General features: G+C 75.0%; 13 protein-coding genes. 6 read left to right on the top strand and 7 right to left on the bottom strand.

Annotation, left to right across the window (positions count from 1 at the left end; all coding sequences use genetic code 11):
• From FKN01_RS23120 to FKN01_RS23145, 6 genes are all read right to left on the bottom strand, one after another.
• Entirely contained in the window at nucleotides 1–4,743 is a 4,743-nt protein-coding gene (locus FKN01_RS23120) for a hypothetical protein (protein WP_143623649.1), read from the bottom strand.
• Between the two features lie 57 nt (nucleotides 4,744–4,800).
• A complete protein-coding gene (locus FKN01_RS23125; protein ID WP_143623651.1) occupies nucleotides 4,801–5,721 on the bottom strand; it encodes a hypothetical protein in 921 nt (306 codons plus the stop codon).
• Between the two features lie 67 nt (nucleotides 5,722–5,788).
• A complete protein-coding gene (locus FKN01_RS23130; protein ID WP_143623653.1) occupies nucleotides 5,789–7,315 on the bottom strand; it encodes a hypothetical protein in 1,527 nt (508 codons plus the stop codon).
• 70 nt (nucleotides 7,316–7,385) lie between these two features.
• The gene (locus FKN01_RS23135) at nucleotides 7,386–11,015 is read right to left on the bottom strand and encodes a hydantoinase B/oxoprolinase family protein (RefSeq protein WP_143623655.1); all 3,630 of its coding nucleotides are present in this window, start codon (nucleotides 11,013–11,015) and stop codon (nucleotides 7,386–7,388) included.
• A gap of 91 nt (nucleotides 11,016–11,106) precedes the next feature.
• Nucleotides 11,107–12,525, bottom strand: a complete 1,419-nt coding sequence (locus FKN01_RS23140) for a HEAT repeat domain-containing protein (RefSeq protein WP_143623657.1) — start codon at nucleotides 12,523–12,525, stop codon at nucleotides 11,107–11,109.
• A gap of 245 nt (nucleotides 12,526–12,770) precedes the next feature.
• Nucleotides 12,771–13,163: an ankyrin repeat domain-containing protein gene (locus FKN01_RS23145; RefSeq protein ID WP_143623659.1), complete on the bottom strand. Its 393-nt coding sequence runs from the start codon at nucleotides 13,161–13,163 to the stop codon at nucleotides 12,771–12,773.
• Between the two features lie 242 nt (nucleotides 13,164–13,405).
• Between FKN01_RS23145 and FKN01_RS23150 the strand changes: the two genes are divergently transcribed.
• Nucleotides 13,406–13,600: a hypothetical protein gene (locus tag FKN01_RS23150; RefSeq protein ID WP_018103962.1), complete on the top strand. Its 195-nt coding sequence runs from the start codon at nucleotides 13,406–13,408 to the stop codon at nucleotides 13,598–13,600.
• A gap of 37 nt (nucleotides 13,601–13,637) precedes the next feature.
• On the top strand, nucleotides 13,638–15,227 hold the full coding sequence (locus FKN01_RS23155) for a hypothetical protein (RefSeq protein ID WP_143623661.1): 1,590 nt from the start codon (nucleotides 13,638–13,640) through the stop codon (nucleotides 15,225–15,227).
• Nucleotides 15,228–15,297: 70 nt separating this feature from the next.
• On the opposite strand, the gene FKN01_RS23160 is transcribed toward FKN01_RS23155, so the two are convergent.
• Nucleotides 15,298–16,797, bottom strand: a complete 1,500-nt coding sequence (locus FKN01_RS23160) for a PLP-dependent aminotransferase family protein (protein ID WP_143623663.1) — start codon at nucleotides 16,795–16,797, stop codon at nucleotides 15,298–15,300.
• A 102-nt stretch (nucleotides 16,798–16,899) separates the two neighbouring features.
• Between FKN01_RS23160 and FKN01_RS23165 the strand changes: the two genes are divergently transcribed.
• From FKN01_RS23165 to FKN01_RS23180, 4 genes are all read left to right on the top strand, one after another.
• On the top strand, nucleotides 16,900–17,541 hold the full coding sequence (locus tag FKN01_RS23165) for a YitT family protein (RefSeq protein ID WP_143623665.1): 642 nt from the start codon (nucleotides 16,900–16,902) through the stop codon (nucleotides 17,539–17,541).
• Entirely contained in the window at nucleotides 17,538–18,302 is a 765-nt protein-coding gene (locus FKN01_RS23170; RefSeq protein ID WP_143623667.1) for a glycerophosphodiester phosphodiesterase, read from the top strand. Before FKN01_RS23165 ends, FKN01_RS23170 begins: the two co-directional genes overlap by 4 nt.
• 51 nt (nucleotides 18,303–18,353) lie before the next feature.
• Complete coding sequence (locus FKN01_RS23175; RefSeq protein WP_143623669.1) at nucleotides 18,354–19,721, top strand: MFS transporter; 1,368 nt, start codon at nucleotides 18,354–18,356, stop codon at nucleotides 19,719–19,721.
• 274 nt (nucleotides 19,722–19,995) lie between these two features.
• The gene (locus FKN01_RS23180; RefSeq protein WP_003959706.1) at nucleotides 19,996–20,370 is read left to right on the top strand and encodes an RNA polymerase-binding protein RbpA; all 375 of its coding nucleotides are present in this window, start codon (nucleotides 19,996–19,998) and stop codon (nucleotides 20,368–20,370) included.
• The last annotated feature ends 10 nt before the right edge of the window (nucleotides 20,371–20,380 follow it).

A 20,380-nucleotide genomic window follows, 5' to 3' on the forward strand; every position in this document is an offset into this window, starting at 1 on the left:
TCAGCGGCTGCGCGTCTCCTCGGCCGTCTCGGACGCGTCCGGCGTCCGGGGCGCCGGGGCGCCGCGCTTGAACATGCGGGTCGCGGTGATCTCGCCGTGCACCGTCTCGCTGCCGGGGTCCTGCTGGGGCAGCCCGGGGCGCAGGTGCTCCTCGACGCTGATGTACTTCAGCCCGGCGCGCAGGTCCGCGTCGTTGCGCAGTCGGATGACGAGCGGGAACTCCGCGAGGGCCGTCGTGTCGAACAGGCCGGTGGTGTACAGCAGTTGTACGCCGAGCGCGTCGGCCACCGCCCGCTGGAGCTCCAGCAGATACGTGGCGTTGGCGCGGCCGATCGGGTTGTCCAGGAAGAGCGTGCCCGCGTGCCGGTGCTGTGCGCGGTCGCGCCCCCGGTCGTTGCTGCGCAGGGCGGCCATCGTGCAGTACAGGGCGATGGCGGCGGTGAGCAGCTGTCCGCCGGAGAAGACGTCGCCCATCTGTCCGACCGGCACGCGCTCGGCGCGCAGCACGGCGTCCGGCTTGAGGATCTCGACGGCGACGCCCTTGGGTTCCAGGGCCGCCCGGACCCCGCGCAGGAGCAGGGACATGCCGTCGCGTCGCAGGTCGGAGTTCTTCCGGAGGGCCGCTCTCGTCGCCTCGTCGATGACCTCGCCGAGCCGTTCGGTGAGGGTGGTCTGGTCGGGCTCTTCGAAGCGGATGCGGAGGAATTCCTGCCCGGACCACTCCCCCAGGCCCTCGGGGAGCCGGGAGAGCCGCTGGGCCGAGCGGAGGGTGGTGAGCGCTGACTCGACCAGGCCGCGCAGCCGGTCCACGATGGAGTCGCGGTTGCGTTCCAGCTGGGCCAGCTCGTCGGTGAGGACGCGCAGCCGGGGCGCGAAGGCCGCGGCCCACTTCTCGGCGTGCTCGGGGAGCGCGGCGGCGGGCAGCTCACGGATCTGCTGCCGGGCCGGGGTGCGGACCTGTTCGTAGCGGGTGGAGTTGGCGTGCCGTACGAGGACGTCGCTCGCCTCCCGGACGGCGGCTTCGGCGGCGGAGAGGTCGGCGGCGCAGCCGCGCAGGGAGCGGCGCGCCTCGGCGGCGGACTGCCGGGCCTCCTCCAGGCTGCCCGGGTACGGCTCGGGGGCCTCCGGGTCGTCCTCGGCGCCGTGGTCCCTGAGCAGGTCGCGCAGCAGGGCGGCCGTCTCGTCGAATCCGCCGGCCGCGTCCTCGGCGGCGCGGTGGGCGTGCAGCAGCTCGGCGTGGGCGGCCCGGGCGGTGTCCAGCGCGGCGGTGGCCGCGGCCAGCTCGGCGGTGGCGGTACGCAGCAGGGCCTGGGCCTGCTCGGCGTCGGCGGGCACCTGGTCGTCGGGCAGTTCGGTGTGCAGGCTCTCGCCGTCGGCGGGTGCCAGGCGTTCGGCCTCGCCGCGCAGCCGGCCCAGCTGCTCGCTGGCGGCGGAGGCCCGGGTCTCCAGGAGCTGGACGAGTGATTCGGCGCGGGCGGCCGCGGCCTGCCGGGACGGGCCGTCGGCGCCGTCGGTGCCCTCCAGGAGCTGGGCGGCCCGGGTGCGGACCTTGTTGGTGAGGCGGTCCAGTTCGGCGAGGGCGGCGCTCTCGTCGCTCTCGGCGCGGGCCTGCTCGGCGCGCAGGTCGGCGCCGACGCCCACCTTCTCGTACAGCTGGGACGCCGCCCGGTACGCCTCGCGCAGGGCGGGCAGCGCCTGGCGGGGGGCGTCCTCGCCGAGGTCGGGGAGGTGTTCGGGGGCGCCGGCGATCTCGGCGCGTTCGGCGCGCAGGGCTCGGGCGGTGCGGCGGGCGTCGTCGGCGGCGCGCTGGGCGGCGCGGCGGTCCTCGTCGGCGGCCCGGGCGCGCTCCAGGTAAACGGTGGCGCGGGCCTCGCTCTCCGCCGCCTCGTCGGTCAGTTCGCGCAGCTTGGCCTGCCAGCCGGCCCGTTCGCGCAGCCGGAAGGCGAGTCCGGCGAGCGCGTCGGCGGCCCGGCGGGCGCGCTGGGCGGCCTCCTGGCGCTCCTCGCGGACGCGGGCGGTGTCGGCGGCGGCCTCGTCGGCCTCGGCGCGGACCGTGCGGGCCTCGGCGAGGACGGCCTCGGCGGTCTCGGCGGCGGCGCGGGCGGTGCCGGCCGCTTCGGCGAGCTCGGCGAGCATGCCGGGCGGGCAGTCGGCGCGCCAGGAGCCGATGCGGGCGGCGAGGGCGCGGTCGGCGCCGAGGCGGGCGGCGAGCACCCGGATGTCCTCGTCGCGGGCGGCGGCGCGGCTGCGCAGGGCCTGGCGCTCCTCGTCGGCGGCGTGTTCGTCGTGCATGGCCGGGTTCGGCGGTACGAGGAAGACGTCTTCGGTGGCGCCGGGCGCACCGGGGCCGGGCACGGGGGCGAGGAGGGCGGCGGCGGTGCCGACGGCGACGGCGGACCGGGGCAGCAGGGCGGCGGCGCCGAGGACGTCGCGGGCGCGGGCGTGCGCGTCGGGGTCGGTGATGACGACGCCGTCGACGAGCTCGGGCCGGGCGGCGAGGACGGCGGCGTGGTCGGCGGGGTCGACGGCCTGGGCGAGGTAGCGCCAGCCGGGGAGGGCGGGGATGCCCTGTTCGCCGAGGTATTCCACGGTGGCCAGGACGTCCGGGCTCGGCGGGAGGAGGCCGCCGTCGCCGAGGGCGCCCAGGATGCGGGCGTCGTCGGCGGCGGCGGTGCGCAGTTCGAACAGGCGGCGTTCGGCGGTGGCGACGTTCCGGTCGAGCAGGTCGCGCAGTTCGTCGGCGCCGCGGTCGAACTCGTCGGCGGTGAGGGGCTGTCCGCCGGGGTGGGCGGTGGGGTCCGGGCCGGTGCTGTCGTCGGGCCGCTGCCGGTCGTCGGACGCGGGCTCCGGGTCGGGCGCGGCGGACTGGCGGGGCCGGGGGACGGCGCCGGTCCGGGCGCCGGGCAGCCCCAGCAGCTCGGCGAGGCGCGGTTCGGCGGCGATCGCCTCGGCGGCCCTCAGCTCCGCCTCGTACGCCTGCTCGGCGGCGCGGGCGGCGTCGGCGGCGCGGGCGGCGGCCAGTTCGGCGCGGGACTCGTCGGCGGTGGCCTGGCGGGCCCGGTCGGCGGCGGCCCCGGCGGCCTCGCGCGCGGTGTCCCAGGCGGCCACGGCGGCCTGTTCGGCGTCGTTGGCGGCGAGGGCGGCCCTGGCGGGGTCGGCGTGCGGCGCGGTGTCGTCCAGCCAGCCGGCCCGGACGGCTTCGGCGGTCTCCTGCTCGACCTCGGCCAGGCGCTGGCGCAGGTGGCCGGCCTCGCTGCGGGCGCGCTGGGCCTCGGTGGCGGCGGTGGTGGCGTCCCGGTGCGCGGCCTCTCCGGCGCTCTGCAGGGCGACGGAGCGCTCCTCCTCCTCGTTGGCCCGGCTCTCGCCCGCCTCGGCGGCGGTGTGCAGGGCGCGTACGAGGTCGGCGGCGGCGCTCGCGCGGGCGGCGAGGGCGGGGGCGGCGTCGCGCTCGGCCTCCCGGATCGCGGCGGCGACGCGGGCGGAGCGGTCGGCGGCCGCGCGGTGGCGCAGGACGGCCTCGGCGGCCTGCCAGGCGGCGTGCAGGGTGCGGGCGTCGGCCAGTTCGCGGCGCTGGGCGGCGGCGCTCTTCTCGGCGGCGGTGAGCGCCAGCGAGGCGTGCCGGTAGGCGAGTTCGGCGGCGATGAGGGCGCGGCGCCCGCGGGTCTCCTCGGCGCCGGTGACGGTGTGGGCGGCGGCGGTGACCTGGTGGGCGAGCTCGGCGGCCCGGCCGCGCTCCTCGCCTGCGCGGGCGGAGAGGCGGCGGGCGAGGGTGCGGGTGCGGCGCTCGGAGCCGGCGTGGATGTCGCGGGCGCGGGCGCGGGCCTGGGCGGCCTCGACGATGCGGCCGAGGAGGTCCGCGGAGCCGGCGGTGAAGTCGCGTTCGGCGGTGAGCTCGGCGCGGCGGCCGAGCTTGTTGCCGAAGCCGCTGACGAGGTCGGCGAGGCCGTCCGTGTCGCGGGTGTCGGTGACGGCGCGCAGCAGCAGGTCGGTGAAGTCGGAGTCCTTCTTGACCGCGAAGAGGCCGGCCGCCTCGCCCTCGTCGGCGTTCATCTCGCGCTGGTAGCGGAAGAGTTCGGGGTCGAGGCCCAGGTCGCCCAGGTGCTCGTTCCAGCGGTCGTGGATCTCCTCCCAGTGCACGTCGAGGTGCTGGTAGAACTTCCCGGCCTCGGTGAGCGCGTCGCGGAAGCCCTTCATGGTGCGGCGGCGGCCGCGGGCGCCGGAGACCCCTTCGGCCGGGCGGCCGACCGCGGTGGACTCGGCGACGGGCAGCGAGTCGAGGCCGAGTCCGGGGCCGGGCCGGAACGAATACCACGCCTCGGCGAACTTGCGGGGGTCGTTGGAGACCTGGCGTCCGCGCCACTCGCTGACCTTGCCGACGACCACGCACTCGCCGGTCAGTGTGTGCTGCCACTCCAGGGCGACGTGGCCGCAGTCGTCGGCGAGCAGGAACTTGCGCAGCACCCCGGAGCTGGCGCCGCCGAGGGTGTTGCGGTGGCCGGGGAGCATCACCGAGAAGATCAGCTTGAGCAGGACGGACTTGCCGCCGCCGTTCTCCAGGAAGAGGACACCGGCGGGGGCGGGCCGGCGCGGCGGGCCGACCGGCTCCTCCTCGAAGAACTCCGCCTGCGCCGGGGCGGGGCGGGGCACGGGCTCGCCGACTCCGCGCAGGTCGAGCACGGTGTCGGCGTAGCGTGCGCCGGCCGGTCCGATGGAGTAGAGGCGGACCCGGGACAGCTCGTACATGGCGGCGGACTCTCGTCGTTCTGGGAGCGGGGGGGAGGCGGCGGTGGCGGGCGGCGGTCAGCCGTGGAACGGCAGGCCGGCGTCGGCCACGAGTTCCAGGTCGTCGGGGTCCGGGGGCGGCAGCAGCGTGGCGCTTCCGTCGGTGACGGGGACGACGCCCAGCTCCAGGAGCTCCGCCATGGCGGCGCTGCCGGCCATGTCGCGGACCTGGAGCTGGTAGCGGGCGGTGGTGCGGTACGTGCCCCCGGCGTCGTCGCCGGTGCGCTGGAGGAAGCCGGAGTCGGTGAGGAAGGCGACGGCCTTGCCGATGATGCCGGTGGTGGATCCGGCGAGTCGGCGGGCGTCCTTGGTGGCCCCGGTGGCGCTGCGCCGGGCGTAGACGCGCCAGCCGGCCTCCAGGCCCGGGGCGTCGCTGGCCGGGTCGGTGTTGTCGCCCTGCTCCTCGGCGCGCTCCTCCAGGCGGTCGCACGCCTGGCGTACGAAGGCGTCGACGCCGTTGACCGTGATCCGGCCGATGTAGGCGTCGTCGGCGAGGTCCTCGGGGCGCGGGAAGGCCATGGCGGCGACGGCGAGGTGGGCGAGGCCGTGCAGGAAGCGGTCGGCGCTGTCCGAGGAGGCGCGGCGCGCGTAGTCGCCCATGCGGACGGCGAAGACGGAGTCCTCGCCCGCCGTGACGGCCATGCCGGCCCGGGGGGACACCTCCAGGACGATGAGGCCGAGCCCGGTGGCGACGGCGTCGGCGAGCCGGGCGAAGGCGGGGTCCTCCCGGTAGCGGCGCAGCAGTTCGGCGTACTCCGCGTCGCGGGCGGGGAGCAGCTTGGGCTGGAGGCCGAAGGCGACGAGCCGGGCGGCGTCGGCCGCGTCGGCCGGGGTGACGGCGGCGGGTGCGGGCGCCGGGCGGTCGGGCTCGTAGGCGGGGGCGGGCCGGTCGGCGGGCTCGCTCCACGCGTCGGCGTGCTCTGCGCGGGGGTCGCTCACGACACTGGCTCCTCGGTGCGGAAGGTGCTGCGGAAGATACGGAAGGGGGCTGCGGGCGGCCGGGCTGTCACGGCGCCTCCGTGCGGTCGGCCGCCATGCCGGCCGCGTCGAGGAGGGCGGTGCCGACGATGAGGTCGGCGCCGCCGAACTCCTCGTCGTCGAGCGGGGTGCCGTCGTCCACGGAGAAGAGCAGGCGGCGTTCGCCCTGGCGGTAGGCGGTGCCGACCGGGGGGCTCGCGGCGTGCACGGCGAGCAGGGCGACCAGGTAGGGGAGGTCGGGGTCGCGGCGGCGGGCGTCGGCGAGGAGGCCGGAGAGCCGGCGCGGCGCGTCGTGCTCCAGGTCGAGCAGCTCCATGGCGGCGGCCAGCTGCTCCTCGCTGAAGCGGCTGTCGTCCGGTGTGGCGATCAGGTCCGGCTCGGGCATCTCGGCGCCGAGGTGTTCGCGGGCCGGGGGCGGGCTCAGGAGCAGGTCGACCAGGTCGCCCACGCGGACGGAGACCGGGGTGCGCAGGCCGGTGCCGTGGGCGAAGAAGGCGTCGGTGGCGCGGCTCGCCTGCTCGACCGGGAGCGGCAGCAGCGGGCCGAGGAGCTGCCCGTAGAGGTCGAGTCCGGTGCGGGCGGCGGGCGCGGCGAAGGCCTGGCGGTCCTGCTCGGCGCGGAAGAGCGGGCCGGCCTCCAGGAGCCGGGACTGGAGCTGGGTGTGGCGGCGGATGCAGTCCTTGACGATGTCGACCAGCTCGGCGGCGCGGCGCTTGTGCTCGGGGTCCTCGGCCTCGTCGCGGGCCTTGCGGATGTTGGTGAGGATCGCGTTCTCGTGGCGGTAGCGGTCGGCGACGTGGTCCAGGGCCTCGGCGATCATGTCGGGCACGGCGTTGAGCCAGTCGACCGCGCGGACGTTGCGCCGGGTGGCGTCGAGGGTCTTGCGCAGCGTCTCCGCGTACTGCACGGTCCGGTAGCGGGCCTGTTCGGCGGCGAGCTGGGCGTCGGCGAGGCGGCCCCGGCTGATCAGGACCTCCAGCTTGACCTCGGCGGCGATCTGGGCGCTGGTGACGTCCGTGTCGAGGGCGCCGACCAGGACGTTGACCGCTTCGTCGGTGGCCCTGAGGTAGACGGTGCCGCCGTGCCCGGGGACCTCCTCGATCAGCTTGAAGTCGTAGTCGCGGCGGACGTAGACGCCGTCGGGCCCGAAGGTCCCGTAGACCGCGCGGAAGCCTCGGTCCACGCTGCCGACGTTGATCAGGTTCTCCAGGACCCAGCGGGCGACCCGTTCGTGCTCGGCGGCGGGGCGGGAGGGGGCCTGGGCGGCGACGCGCGGGAGGAGCCTGGTCACTATCTGGTCGTGGTCCGCGCCGGTGTCGAAGTCCATGTTGAGCGTGACGTGGTCGATCGCGGCGAGCGCGACCTCGGCCATCGCGTAGCCGCCGTACTCACCGGCGAGGTTCGCCTTGCGCACGTCCAGGTCGTGCAGCGGCGCCGTGCAGGCGAGCGCGCGCAGCCGCCGCGACAGCCCCTCGTCGGCGGCCGGGCCCGGTGCGGGCCGCGGCCCCGCGCTGAGCTGGGGCGCGGCGTTGTCCGTGTAGGCAGGCGAAGTCACGGTGCACAGATTAGGTCCTCGCACTGACAACGGTCGAAACGGCGCAGAAGGGCCGCTCCCGGCGGACCGGTCAGGCCCCCGCGCTCCCCCCGCCCGGCGCCCCGTGGCCGCCGCCCCCGGGCGTACGCAGCACCAGCACGTCGCCCGCTCCGGCGTCCGCGCTGTCGCAGGCGGCCAGCTCGGTGCGGCCACCGCCGGCGCGTTCGATGTGCTGGCTGCCGAGGGCGCCCGGTTCACCGCCCGCCATGCCGTACGGGGGCACCCGGCGGTGTCCGGTGAGCAGGGCGAGGGTGACCGGTTCGAGGAAGCGGATGCGGCGCTCGACTCCGCAGCCGCCCCGGTGCCGGCCCGCTCCCCCGCTGCCCTCGCGCACCCGGAAGCTCTCCAGCAGGACCGGGTAGCGCCATTCCAGGATCTCGGGGTCGGTGAGCCGGGAGTTGGTCATGTGGGTCTGGACGGCGTCGGTGCCGTCGAAGTCCTCGCCCGCGCCGGAGCCGCTGGCGACGGTCTCGTAGTACTGCACCCGGTCGTTGCCGAAGGTCAGGTTGTTCATGGTGCCGGACCCCTCGGCCTGGATTCCGAGGGCCGCGTACAGCGCGCCGGTCACCGCCTGCGAGGTCTCGACGTTGCCGGCGACGGTGGCGGCGGGCGGGACGGGCGCCAGCATGGAGCCCTCCGGGACCCGGATCTCCAGCGGTTTCAGGCAGCCGCTGTTGAGCGGGATGTCGTCGGCGACCAGGGTCCGGAAGACGTACAGCACGGCGGCCATGACCACGGACTTCGGGGCGTTGAGATTGCCCTCCTGCTGCGGGGACGTACCGGTGAAGTCGATGACGGCGCCGCGGGCCTCGCGGTCGACGGTGACGGTCACCTCGATGACGGCGCCGTTGTCCGTCTCGTAGCGGTAGTGGCCGTCACCGAGTCCGGCGACGATGCGGCGCACCGACTCCTCGGCGTTGTCCTGCACGTGGCCCATGTAGGCGTCCACGACCTCGGTGCCGAACTGTGCCGTCACGGCGCGCAGTTCGGCGATCCCCTTCTCGTTGGCGGCGATCTGGGCGCGCAGGTCGGCGAGGTTGGTGTCCGGGTCGCGGGAGGGGTACGGGGCGGCGGTGAGGTGCTCGCGGGTGGCGTCCTCGCGGAAGGCGCCGTCCCGGACCAGGAGCCAGTTGTCGAAGAGGACGCCCTCCTCGTCCACGGTCCGGCTGAAGGCGGGCATGGAGCCGGGGGTGATGCCGCCGATCTCGGCGTGGTGGCCGCGCGAGGCCACCAGGAACCGCAGCTCGGGCCCGTCCTCGGTCTCGTCGAACACGGGTGTCACGACGGTGACGTCGGGCAGGTGGGTGCCGCCGTGGTACGGGTCGTTGACGGCGTAGACGTCGCCGGGGCGCAGGGTGCCGGCGTTGCGGCGGAGCACTTCCTTGATCGACTCGCCCATGGAGCCGAGGTGGACGGGGATGTGGGGGGCGTTGGCGATCAGGTTGCCGGCGGCGTCGAACAGGGCGCAGGAGAAGTCGAGGCGTTCCTTGATGTTGACGGAGCGGGCGGTGTTCTCCAGGGTCACGCCCATCTGCTCGGCGATGGACATGAAGAGGTTGTTGAAGACCTCCAGCATCACCGGGTCGACCCGGGTGCCGACGGCCTGCCGGGCGGGGCGCGGGCGGGCGCGGGTGAGGACGAGGTGCCCGGTGGCGGCGAGTTCGGCCTGCCATCCGGGGTCCACGACGGTGGTGGCGTCGGCCTCCGCGACGACGGCGGGGCCGGTGACGACGTCGGTGGCCCGCAGGTCGTCCCGGCGGTGGAGCGGGGCGTCCTGCCAGTGCCCCTCCGCGAACATGCGGGCGGTGTCGTGCGGGCGGGGTGCGGTGGGGGCGCCCCCGTCGCGGGCGGCCGGCCGGATCGCGGCGTGGCCGCCGGCGGTCCCGGTGGCCTCGACGGAGACGGTCTCCACGACGAGCCCCCGGTCGGCCGTGAATCCGTAGCGGGCGCGGTGTTCGCGGGTGAAGGCGTCGGCCATGGCGGCGGCCGTGTCCAGGGCGACGGGCAGGCTCGCGTCGGTGCCCTCGTAGCGCAGCAGGACCCGGGCGCGGGTGGTGATGGCGTCGGCGGGCACTCCGTCCGCGCGCAGGTCGGCCCGCGTGCGGGCGGCGAGTTCGTCGCACAGTTCGCGCACCCTGGCCTCGGAGTCCGTGTCCAGGGCGGCTTCGAAGGACTGCTCGCGCATGGCGGTGGCGTCGGCGAGCCCGATGCCGTACGCGGACAGCACACCGGCCAGCGGCGGGACGAGGACGGTGTCGATGCCTAGGGCGTCGGCGACGGCGCAGACGGCCTGTCCGCCGGCGCCCCCGAAGCCGGTGAGGGCGTAGCGGGTGATGTCGTGGCCGCGCTGTACGGAGATCTTCTTGACGGCGCCGGCCATGGCGAGGACCGCGATCTCCAGGAAGCCGGCCGCGGTCTCGGCCGCCGTCCGCTTGGTGCCGGTGGCCCGGGCGACCTCCTCGGCCAGCTCCTCGAAGCGCTCGCGCACGATGTCCGCGTCGAGGGGCTGGTCGCCGTCCGGCCCGAAGACGGCGGGGAAGTGGGCGGGGCGGATGCGGCCCAGCATGACCTGGGCGTCGGTGACGGTCAGCGGGCCGCCCCGGCGGTAGCAGGCGGGGCCCGGGTCCGCGCCGGCGGAGTCGGGGCCGACCCGGTAGCGCCGGCCGTCGAAGTGGAGGACGGAGCCGCCGCCGGCCGCGACGGTGTGGATGTTCATCATGGGGACGCGCATCCGGGCGCCGGCGACCTCGGTGCCCAGTTCGCGTTCGAACTCGCCCGCGTAGTGGGAGACGTCGGTGGAGGTGCCGCCCATGTCGAAGCCGATGACCCGGTCGTGACCGGCCTGGGCGGAGGTGCGGACCATACCGACGACGCCGCCGGCGGGTCCGGAGAGCACGGCGTCCTTGCCCCGGAAGTGGGCGGCCTCCCGCAGGCCGCCGTTGGACTGCATGAACATCAGCCGGATGCCGGGGAGTTCGGCGGCGACCGAGTCGACGTACCGGCGCAGGATCGGTGAGAGGTAGGCGTCCACGACGGTGGTGTCGCCGCGCGGGACGAGCTTGATCAGCGGGCTGACCTCGTGGGAGCAGCTGATCTGGGTGAAGCCAGCGGCCCGGGCCTCGGCGGCGACCGCCTGCTCGTGGGCCGGGTGGCGGTAGCCGTGCATCAGGACGACGGCCGCGCTGTTCAGCCCGTCGGCGCGGGCTTCGCGCAGGAGGCGGGCGACGGCCTCGCGGTCGAGCGGGGTGACGGTGCGGCCGTGGGCGTCGATGCGCTCGGGGACCTCGATGACCCGGTCGTAGACCGCTTCGGGGAGCAGGATGCGGCGGTCGAAGAGGCGTGGGCGGTTCTGGTACGCGATGCGCAGGGCGTCCCGGAAGCCTTCGGTGATGACCAGGACGGTGGGTTCGCCGCGCCGTTCCAGCAGGGCGTTGGTGGCGACGGTGGTGCCCATCTTGACGGCGGCGACCCGGTCGGCGGGGACCGGCTCGCCGGGTCCGAGCCCGAGCATCAGCCGGATGCCGGCGACGGCGGCGTCGCGGTAGCGGTCCGGGTCGTGCGAGAGGAGTTTGCGGGTGACGAGCCGTCCGTCGGGGCGCCTGCCCACCACGTCGGTGAAGGTGCCGCCACGGTCGATCCAGAACTCCCAGCGCCCGGTCATGCCCCCATACTGGCCCGCCGTCGGGTGATCGCGGAACAGGGCGGGGAGCGGCGCGCCCCCGACGCGCTGTGCTCCCGGGGTGTCCGGCGGTTCAGACCGCCGGGTCCGGGCCGATCCTGCTGCGTACCGCCGACTGGACCTCGGCCTCCTCGGCGGGGTCGGCGGCGAGGCGGCGCAACCGCTCGGCGACGCGCAGGTCACCGGTCTCGGCGTGGCGGGCCGCGACCTCGCGGGTCGTCTCCTCGCAGTCCCACAGGCACTCGACGGCGAACCCGGTGGCGAAGGAGGGGTCGGTGGCGGCGAGGGCCCGGGCGGTCCTGCCGCGCAGGTGCGAGGAGGAGGTCTCCCGGTAGACGTGGCGCAGTACGGGTGCGGCGCAGGTGATGCCGAGCCGCCCGGCGCCGTCCACGAGTGCCCGGAGCCGTGGCGCGTCCGGTCCGTCGCCGCGTACGGCGTCGCGCAGCGCGCCGAGCACCGCGGGGGCGTCCTGCGGGCCGCCGCGTCCGGCCAGCACGCCGGCGGCGGACGCTCCGAGGGCGTCGGGCCGGCGGGCCCAGCGCCGGGCGCGCTCCACGGCGTCCTCGCCGCACATGCGCTCGAAGGCGGCGACGGCGGCGTCGGCGACGGTGCCCCGGGGTTCGGTGGCCGCGGTCTCGATCAGGTCGAGCACGGCGGGGTCGCGGACCTCGGCGGCCAGATAGTGGAGGGCGGCGCAGCGGGCGGCGTCGGGTCCGCTGCGGGCGGCCTCGACGATCTCGGCCCGGTCCTCGGGGCCCGCGACGGCGGCGAGGCAGCGGGCGGCGGGCACGTGGAGGAGGCTGCCGCGCTCAAGACCCTGCCGGGCCCAGTCGAAGACCGCCTGGACGCTCCAGCCGGGCCGGGGGCCGCCGGGGCGCATCTGGCGCTGCCAGCGGTCGAAGGAGCCCTGCTCGGAGGCGGCCCGGACGCGGGCGCCGACCGCCTCGCGCGGGTCGTCGGCCCACAGGCGCCAGGGGCGGGGCTCGTAGGCGTCCCGTACGGTCGCGGCCAGCTCGGCGCGGCCTTCGGGGTCGTCGGGGAAACGGGCGAGCACGGGCTCGGCGAGGGAGCGGAGTCCGGCGTCGTCGTCGCGCAGGGCCAGCTCGTCCAGGGCCCAGGCCCAGTTGGAGCCGGTCGCGGCGTAGCGCCGCAGCAGGGCGAGGGCGTCGCCGCGCCCGTAGGAGGCGAGGTGGCCGAGGACGGACAGGGCGAGGCCGGTCCGCGAGTCCTCGGTGTCGAGGTGGTCCTCGGGGTCGGTCAGGTGCCGCTCGATCTCCTCGACACCGCCGTCGAGGTCGAGGTAGAGGCGCGCGTAGTAGAGGGAGCGGTTCTCCACCTGCCAGTCGTGGCGGGGGTCGCTCAGGACGCAGTGGTTGAGCGCGGCCAGGGCCTCGGGGCGCGGTGCGGCGAGCGCGTGGAGCGTGCCGTCGCCGCGGCCTCTCTGGAGCAGGCCGAGCAGGGTGCCGCTCGGCGCTATGAACGGATCGAACATGGGGAAAGCCTCACATCAAGCTGTCGACGCGACCGGACTGTGCAGTTCCATGTGCTCCGGGGCGAGCACTGGGGCGAGCCCTGGGGGCTGTCTCAGGCCGCGCAGCAACATGACGCGCCGATCGCCGTCTTCTGCCTGGTGTAGAGCATCTTCCTCTGCCTCTCGTCGGTTGGCCCGGATCGGGCCCGCGACGTCATGATGACCCAGCCATTTCGCCACCGCGACCACATTTACGGCGTACCCGTTCAACGGGCTCCGAAGAGTTCCAGCAGGTCGTCCTTGCCGAACATGCGGGCGGTGTCGATCGCGGAGGGCGTTCCGGCGGCCGGATCGGCGCCCGCGTCGAGGAGGGCGCGGATCACCGTTTCCTCGCCCTTGAAGACGGCTCCGGCGAGGGGGGTCTGGCCGCGGTCGTTGGCCCGGCCCGGGTCGGCGCCGCGGGCGGCGAGCGCGGCGACCGCGGGGGCGTGACCGTGGTAGGCGGCGAGCATCAGCAGCGAGTCGCCCCGGTCGTTGGTGAGGTTGGCGGGCACTCCGGCGTCCACGTAGGCGGCCAGCGCGTCGGCGTCGCCGGCGCGTGCCAGGTCGAACACCTTGGAGGCCAGCTCCACGACCTCGGGATCGGGGACGTCGCTCATCGGGGTTCCGCCTTCCTTGACCGTTCGGGCCGCGTCGGCGGCCGGGACGTGCACGGCGGGGGCCGTGCGAGTGAACCGACAGGGTACTGCCCCTACGGGCGCATGATCAGGCCCGGGCTTCGCCTCGGCCGATCGAGTGGATAATCACCCTTTTCACCCGGTTGCGCCTTTTATCCTACGGATACTTGGGGTGAGCCTGGAAGGACTCATGGTGACCGTCCCCTCCAACCAGGAGAACACTCATGATCCTTTCCATGTCCGGCGTCGTCATCCTCGGCATCATCGTCTTCCTGTTCTTCAGGAAGGACGGCCTCAAGGCGTCGCACGCCCTCGTCACCGCCCTGTTCGGCTTCTACCTGGCCGGGACCGCCATCGCACCGAGCATCACCGCGGGCGGAGCGAGCCTGGCCGGACTGCTGGGCGGGATCAAGTTCTGACCCTCCGCCTCCGCACCGACCCCTTCAGGAGACAGACGTGGCCAGGCGACCACTCCCCCGCATTCTGAGCAGCGGCAGCGCTTCGATCACTCGCAGTCGAGAGTTCGCGCGCACGGCCGCCGACAGCGCCACCGATGTGCTTCATCCGCTGATCACGCTCACACGTGGTCTGCGGCTGCTGGCCGGCGCAGGACGGCAGAGGTGGGCCGCGACGCCCAAGGACCGGCGTGGACCCACGCTGTTCCTCGTCGCGGCCTGCGTACTCGTGGTCGCGCTCATCCCGTACGGGCCGCTGCTGGCCCTCGTCACGGTGATGGGCGCAGCCGCGTGGAAGGGACGGGACCGCACCCCCGTCAGGACCGGCCCGGACGAGGCGGAGACCGCCCGGCTGCGGGCCCTGTACGAGGCCCTCGTGCCGTACTTCGCGACGGCCGACGACCCCAGCCCGCTGTACAGCCACGGCGGCGAGTGGGAGAAGGCCTTCAGCGGCTACGAGTTCGACGGCGACGGCCGCGTCTCGCGCCTCCAGGTCGCCTATCCGGCGTACTTCACCGACAGCGAGCCCGAGTCCCGGGCCCGGATCGAACAGCTGCTGCACGCCAAGTCGGGGCGTGGCCGGGAGTACCGGTTCAGCTGGGACGAGGAGGGCAACCGGCTCGGGATGAGCGTCCTCGACGCCCTGCCGACCTCGCTCACCGCCCAGCGCTTCGTCACCGCCCCCGGGGAGACCGTCCTCGGCTTCACGGACGAGGACGCCGTCCGGCGCACCCTCCCGGTGAGCGACGACGCCGGCACCCGGGACGCGCCCGGCGTCGTCTGGCGCACCGGCCCCCGCTCCACCGAACCGCACCTGCTCGTCGCCGGGCAGCCCGGCAGCGGCACCACCACCCTGCTGCGGTCCATCGCCCTCCAGGCGCTCCAGCAGGGCGACATCCTCATCGTGGAGGGCAGCGGGACCGGCGAGTACGCCTGCTTCACCGGGCGCGAGGGCGTCCTGGCCGTCGAGTGCGGCCCCGCCGGCGCGCTCTCCACCCTGGAGTGGGCGGCCAACGAGACGGAGCGCCGGCTGATCGAGGCGAACCGCGCCCGGCAGGCCGGGGACCCGGTCCCCGAGGACCTGACGCGCCCGCTCTGGATTCTGCTGGACCGGCCGAGCGCGCTCGCCCGGCCGGCCGGCGACGGGACGCCCGACGCGCGTGAACTGCTCCAGATCCCGCTGCGGCACGGCCGCGCCGCGGGCGTCGTCGTGGTGCTGGCCGAGGCGTTCGACCACCTCGACGGCCTCGGCGACACCGTCCGGACCCACACCAGGGCCCGGGTGGTGCTCGGCGACTGCACGGCCGGGCAGATCGAGTCGGTGCTCGGCACCGGACCGCACACCACCCCGCCGCCGGATGTGCCGGCCGGCCGCGGCTACGCCCGGTTCGGCGCCGGTCCGGTCCTGCGCATCCAGGTCCCGGCCACCCCCGACCCGTACGACGACGCCACCAGCGAGGCGCAGCGCGCGGCGGTGCTGAGCCTGCTGCCGGAGCGGCGCACCGCGGTGGAGGCGGGGGCACCGCAGCCGGCGCCGGTGGAGGCGGTGGCGGCGCCGGCCGGGCTGGAGGCCGTGGCCGTCGGCGACTGAACGCGTGGCGGCGGCAGAGGCGGGCCCGGCAGCGCGCCGGGCCCGCTCGGGTGCCGGGCCCCCGCGCCGTTCACGCCACGAAGGTGCGCGGCGCCTCCGAGCCCGCCCCCGCGCCCGCGCCGACCAGCCGCGCGGCCCGGGCCAGCCGCTGGGCCGCCTCGTCCGCGACCGGGCCGCCGACCGTGAACGGCAGCCGTACGTAGCCCTCGAAGGCGCCGTCCACCCCGAAGCGGGGCCCGGACGGCACGCGCACCCCGACACCTTCCCCGGCGACCGCGAGCCGGGAGCCGGAGAGGCCGCCGGTGCGCACCCAGAGCGTGAGCCCGCCGCCGGGCACGGAGAACTCCCACTCCGGCAGCTCCCGGCGCACGGCGGCGACGAGCGCGTCGCGGTTCTCCCGGGCCTGTTCCCGCCGCAGCCGCACGGCCTCCTCCCAGCCGCCGGTGCGCATCAGCCAGTTCACCGCGAGCTGTTCGAGGACGGGGGTGCCCATGTCGGCGTACGCGCGGGCGGCCACCAGACTGCGGATCACGTCGGGCGCCGCCCGCACCCAGCCGATCCGCATACCGGCCCAGAACGCCTTGCTGGCCGAGCCCACGGTCAGGACCGTGCTGCCGGCCGGGTCGAACGCGCAGACCGGGCGCGGCATCACCACGTCCTCGTCGAGGTGCAGTTCCCGCATCGTCTCGTCGACCACCAGGACCGTGCCGGCCGAGCGGGCGGCGTCCACCAGCGCGCGGCGGCGCCCCTCGTCGGCCAGCGCCCCGGTCGGGTTGTGGAAGTCCGCGACGACGTATCCCAGCCGGGGCGCGGCGTCCCGCAGGACCTGGCGCCACCGGTTCAGGTCCCAGCCGCCGAGCCCCTCCTCCATGGCCACCGGCACCAGCCGGGCGCCCGCCTCGCGCATCAGCTGGAGGATGTTGGCGTAGCTCGGGGACTCCACCGCGATGCGTTCGCCGCGTCCGGCGAAGAGGTGGCAGATGGCGTCGATGGCGCCCATCGCGCCGGTGGTGACCATGATCTGCTCGGGCATGGTCGGGATGCCGTCGGCGGTGTAGCGGTCGGCGATCATCCGGCGGAGCGCGGGCAGCCCGGCGGGGTAGTCGCCGTGCGTGTGGGCGTACGGGGGCAGCTCCTCCAGGGCGCCCTGGACGGCCTTGGTCAGCCAGGGCTCGGGGGCCGGCAGCGAGGCGCAGCCCAGGTCGATCATGGAGCCCAGGGCCTCGGGCGGCAGGGGTTCCAGGCCCCGGGCGGGCAGCGGGTTGCCCGCCGGGACCGCCGTCCAGCTGCCCGCGCCGCGCCGGGACTCCAGGAAGCCCTCGGACCGCAGCGCCTCGTAGGCGGCGGCGACCGTGGTGCGGCTGACGGCGAGGGCGAGGGCGAGCTCGCGTTCGGCGGGGAGGCGGGCGGCGACCGCGACCCGGCCCTCCAGGACGAGCAGCCGGATGCCGTCGGCGAGGGCGCGGTAGGCGGGCGGGCGGCGGGTGCCCGGGCCGGCCGGCCGGCGCTGCTGGGCCTGGAGCTGCCGGGCCAGCTGGGCCGCGCCGACCGCCGAAGTCCACTGCGCCATGAAAATCAGTCCACCTTCCTCGGATTGGCCATGGTTGGCGGCCGATCCCCTGCCACAGGGTGACACGGAGCGGTCCAACACCACCACCTCAGGGGGCACCCCTTGTCCAAGACCCTCACGCGCCGGCTGGTCCAGCTGTACGCGGGTCTCGCGCTGTACGGGGCGAGCTCGGCCCTGCTGGTCGTCGCCGGCCTCGGCCTGGAGCCGTGGGGAGTGCTGCACCAGGGCCTCGCCGAGCGCACCGGGATCAGCATCGGCGTGGTCTCGATCATCGTCGGCGCGATCGTGCTGCTGCTGTGGATTCCGCTGCGGCAGCGGCCGGGGCTGGGCACGGTGTCCAACGTGTTCGCCGTGGGCATCGCGATGGACGGCACGCTCGCCGTGGTCCCCGAGGCGCACGGCCCGGTGGCACGGGCCGGGCTGATGGCGGCGGGGATCGTGCTGAACGGCGTGGCGACGGGGCTCTACATCAGCGCCCGGTTCGGCCCGGGGCCCCGGGACGGCCTGATGACCGGGCTGCACGGGCGGACCGGCTGGTCGATCCGGCTGGTGCGCACGGCGATCGAGATCGCCGTCGTGGTCACCGGGTTCCTGCTGGGCGGTTCCCTCGGCGCGGGCACGGTCCTGTACGCCCTGGCCATCGGTCCGCTGGCCCAGGTCTTCCTGCGGGTCTTCGCGATCCCCGGGGAAGGGGCCCCCGCGGCCGGGACGTCCGCGTCCCGGCGGTCCATACTGCGGCGGTGACTTCCGAACGCCACCCCTATCTGGACCATCCCGCTCCGCTCGCGTTCGCCCACCGGGGCGGGGCGGCGGACGGCACCGAGAACACGACGGCCGCCTTCCGCCGCGCCGCCGACGCCGGGTACCGCTACTTCGAGACCGATGTGCACGCGTCGGCGGACGGCCGGCTCATCGCCTTCCACGACGCCACGCTGGACCGGGTGACGGACGCCCGGGGCCGCCTGGCGGAGCTGCCGTGGAGCGAGATACGCCGGGCCCGGGTCGCCGGGCGCGAGCCGCTGCCGCTCTTCGAGGAGCTGCTGGAGACGTTCCCCGAGGCCCGGTGGAACGTGGACGTCAAGGCGGAGGCCGCACTCGGACCGCTCCTGGAGCTGATCCGGGCGACGGGCGCCTGGGACCGGGTGTGCGTCGGCTCGTTCTCCGAGGCCCGGGTCGCCAGGGCGCACCGGCTGGCCGGCCCGCGCCTGGCGACCTCGTACGGCGTGCGCGGGGTGCTCGGCCTGCGGCTGCGCTCGTACGGCATCCCGGCCGCGCTGCGCGCCGGAGCGGTGTGCGCGCAGGTGCCGGAGAGCCGGAACGGCATCAGGGTCGTCGACCGCCGCTTCGTGCGCGAGGCCCACGCGCGGGGGCTCCAGGTGCATGTGTGGACGGTGAACGAACCGGAGCGGATGGCCGCTCTGCTGGACCTCGGGGTGGATGGCATCATGACCGATCACATCGAGACGCTGCGCACGGTGCTGAGCGAGCGGGGGGCCTGGGCCTGACCCGCCACCGGCCGGACGGGCGTCTTCACGGGGAGATTTCCAGGGGGCGCCATGACGGCCGGGACCACAGACACCGCCGGGCCGGCCGAGGACGCGGCCGGGCCGGCCGCGCGGCGCAGGGAGCAGCGCGGCTGGTATTTCTACGACTTCGCGTGCTCCGTCTACTCGACGAGCGTCGTCACGGTCTTCCTCGGCCCGTATCTGACCTCGGTCGCCAAGGCCGCCGCGGACCCCGACGGCTTCGTCCACCCGCTCGGCATCCCGGTGCGCGCCGGATCGCTGTTCGCGTACGCGGTGTCGGCCTCGCTCGTGCTGGCGATCGTCCTGATGCCCGTGGTGGGCGCGGCGGCCGACCGTCCGGGCCGCAAGACGCCGCTCCTCGCGGCGACGGCGTACCCCGGCGCCGCGGCGACGACCGCCATGTTCTTCCTGGACGGGCACCGCTATCTGCTCGGCGCCTTCCTGCTCATCGTGGCGAACGCCGCCACGGCGGTCGCGATGATGGTCTACAACTCCTACCTGCCGCAGATCGCGGAGCCCGGGGAGCGCGACGACGTCTCCTCGCGGGGGTGGGCCTTCGGCTACACCTCCGGGGCGCTGGTCCTCGTGCTGAATCTGGTCCTGTACTCGGGCCACGACTCCTTCGGGCTCTCCGAGTCCGAGGCGGTACGGATCTGCCTGGCGTCGGCGGGCGTGTGGTGGGGCGTCTTCACCGTCATCCCGCTGCGCCGGCTGCGCGACCGCCGGGTGGCGCCGGGCGTCCGGGGTGCCGCGCCGGGCTCGGGGTGGCGGCAGCTGCGGGCGACGCTGGCGGACATGCGGCGCCATCCGCTGACCCTGTCCTTCCTGCTCGCCTACCTCGTCTACAACGACGGCGTGCAGACCGTGATCTCGCAGGCTTCGGTGTACGGCTCCGAGGAGCTGGGCCTCGGCCAGTCGACGCTGATCACGGCCGTGCTGCTGGTGCAGGTGCTCGCGGTGGCCGGGGCGCTGGCGATGGGCCGCACGGCGCGGGTGTACGGCGCGAAGCGCACGATCCTGGGCTCGCTGGCGGTGTGGACGCTGATCCTGGTCGCCGGGTACTTCCTGCCGGCCGGGTCGCCCGTCTTCTTCTATGTGCTGGCGGCGGCGATCGGCCTGGTGCTGGGCGGCAGCCAGGCGCTGTCGCGCTCCCTGTTCTCGCACCTGGTGCCGCGCGGCAAGGAGGCCGAGTACTTCTCGGCGTACGAGATGAGCGACCGCGGCCTGAGCTGGCTGGGGCCCCTGGTGTTCGGTCTCGCCTACCAGCTGACCGGCAGCTACCGGGACGCGATCATCTCGCTGGTGGTCTTCTTCGTCGTGGGTTCGGTGCTGCTCGCGCGCGTCCCGCTCAGGCGGGCGGTGGCTGCGGCGGGAAACCCCGTGCCCGAGCGGATTTAGACGTTGAAGTAAAAGGCCGGTAGTGTACGCCTTTGGCCTGCCCCGGGTGACCGTAACGGCGAGTGGAACTTGGCGAACCGTTGGGTGACAACTTCCGTCAAAGGTGACAAACCGGGTATGGGCGGGTACTTGAACCCTGGGAAACCTGAAAATCAGCGGTTCGACGGGCGACGCATGACCGGCAACGGGAATCTTTGCCGCCGACCGGACGTTGACCGATTGACGACGACAGCGACACCTGTCCTGTGGGCGACAAGCCCGGGAGGCACGATTCATGAGTGAGCGAGCTCTCCGCGGCACGCGACTCGTGGTTACCAGCTACGAGACGGACCGCGGCATCGATCTGGCCCCGCGCCAGGCGGTGGAGTACGCATGCCAGAACGGACATCGATTCGAGATGCCGTTCTCGGTAGAGGCGGAAATTCCGCCGGAGTGGGAGTGCAAGGCGTGCGGCGCCCAGGCACTCCTGGTGGACGGGGACGGCCCCGAGGAGAAGAAGGGCAAGCCCGCGCGTACGCACTGGGACATGCTCATGGAGCGGCGCACGCGGGAGGAGCTGGAGGAGGTGCTGGCCGAGCGGCTGGCCGTCCTGCGCTCCGGGGCGATGAACATCGCCGTGCATCCTCGGGACAGCAGGAAGTCCGCGTGACCCGCTAGTA

It is taken from the genome of Streptomyces sp. 130 (genome assembly GCF_007096885.1).
Classification (GTDB): domain Bacteria; phylum Actinomycetota; class Actinomycetes; order Streptomycetales; family Streptomycetaceae; genus Streptomyces.

Coding starts and splice junctions, on each gene's coding strand:
- FKN01_RS23120 (WP_143623649.1), bottom strand. CDS start 4,743: ATGTACGAGCTGTCCCGGGTCCGCCTCTACTCCATCGGACCGGCCGGC.
- FKN01_RS23135 (WP_143623655.1), bottom strand. CDS start 11,015: ATGACCGGGCGCTGGGAGTTCTGGATCGACCGTGGCGGCACCTTCACC.
- FKN01_RS23140 (WP_143623657.1), bottom strand. CDS start 12,525: ATGTTCGATCCGTTCATAGCGCCGAGCGGCACCCTGCTCGGCCTGCTC.
- FKN01_RS23145 (WP_143623659.1), bottom strand. CDS start 13,163: ATGAGCGACGTCCCCGATCCCGAGGTCGTGGAGCTGGCCTCCAAGGTG.
- FKN01_RS23150 (WP_018103962.1), top strand. CDS start 13,406: ATGATCCTTTCCATGTCCGGCGTCGTCATCCTCGGCATCATCGTCTTC.
- FKN01_RS23160 (WP_143623663.1), bottom strand. CDS start 16,797: ATGGCGCAGTGGACTTCGGCGGTCGGCGCGGCCCAGCTGGCCCGGCAG.
- FKN01_RS23175 (WP_143623669.1), top strand. CDS start 18,354: ATGACGGCCGGGACCACAGACACCGCCGGGCCGGCCGAGGACGCGGCC.
- FKN01_RS23180 (WP_003959706.1), top strand. CDS start 19,996: ATGAGTGAGCGAGCTCTCCGCGGCACGCGACTCGTGGTTACCAGCTAC.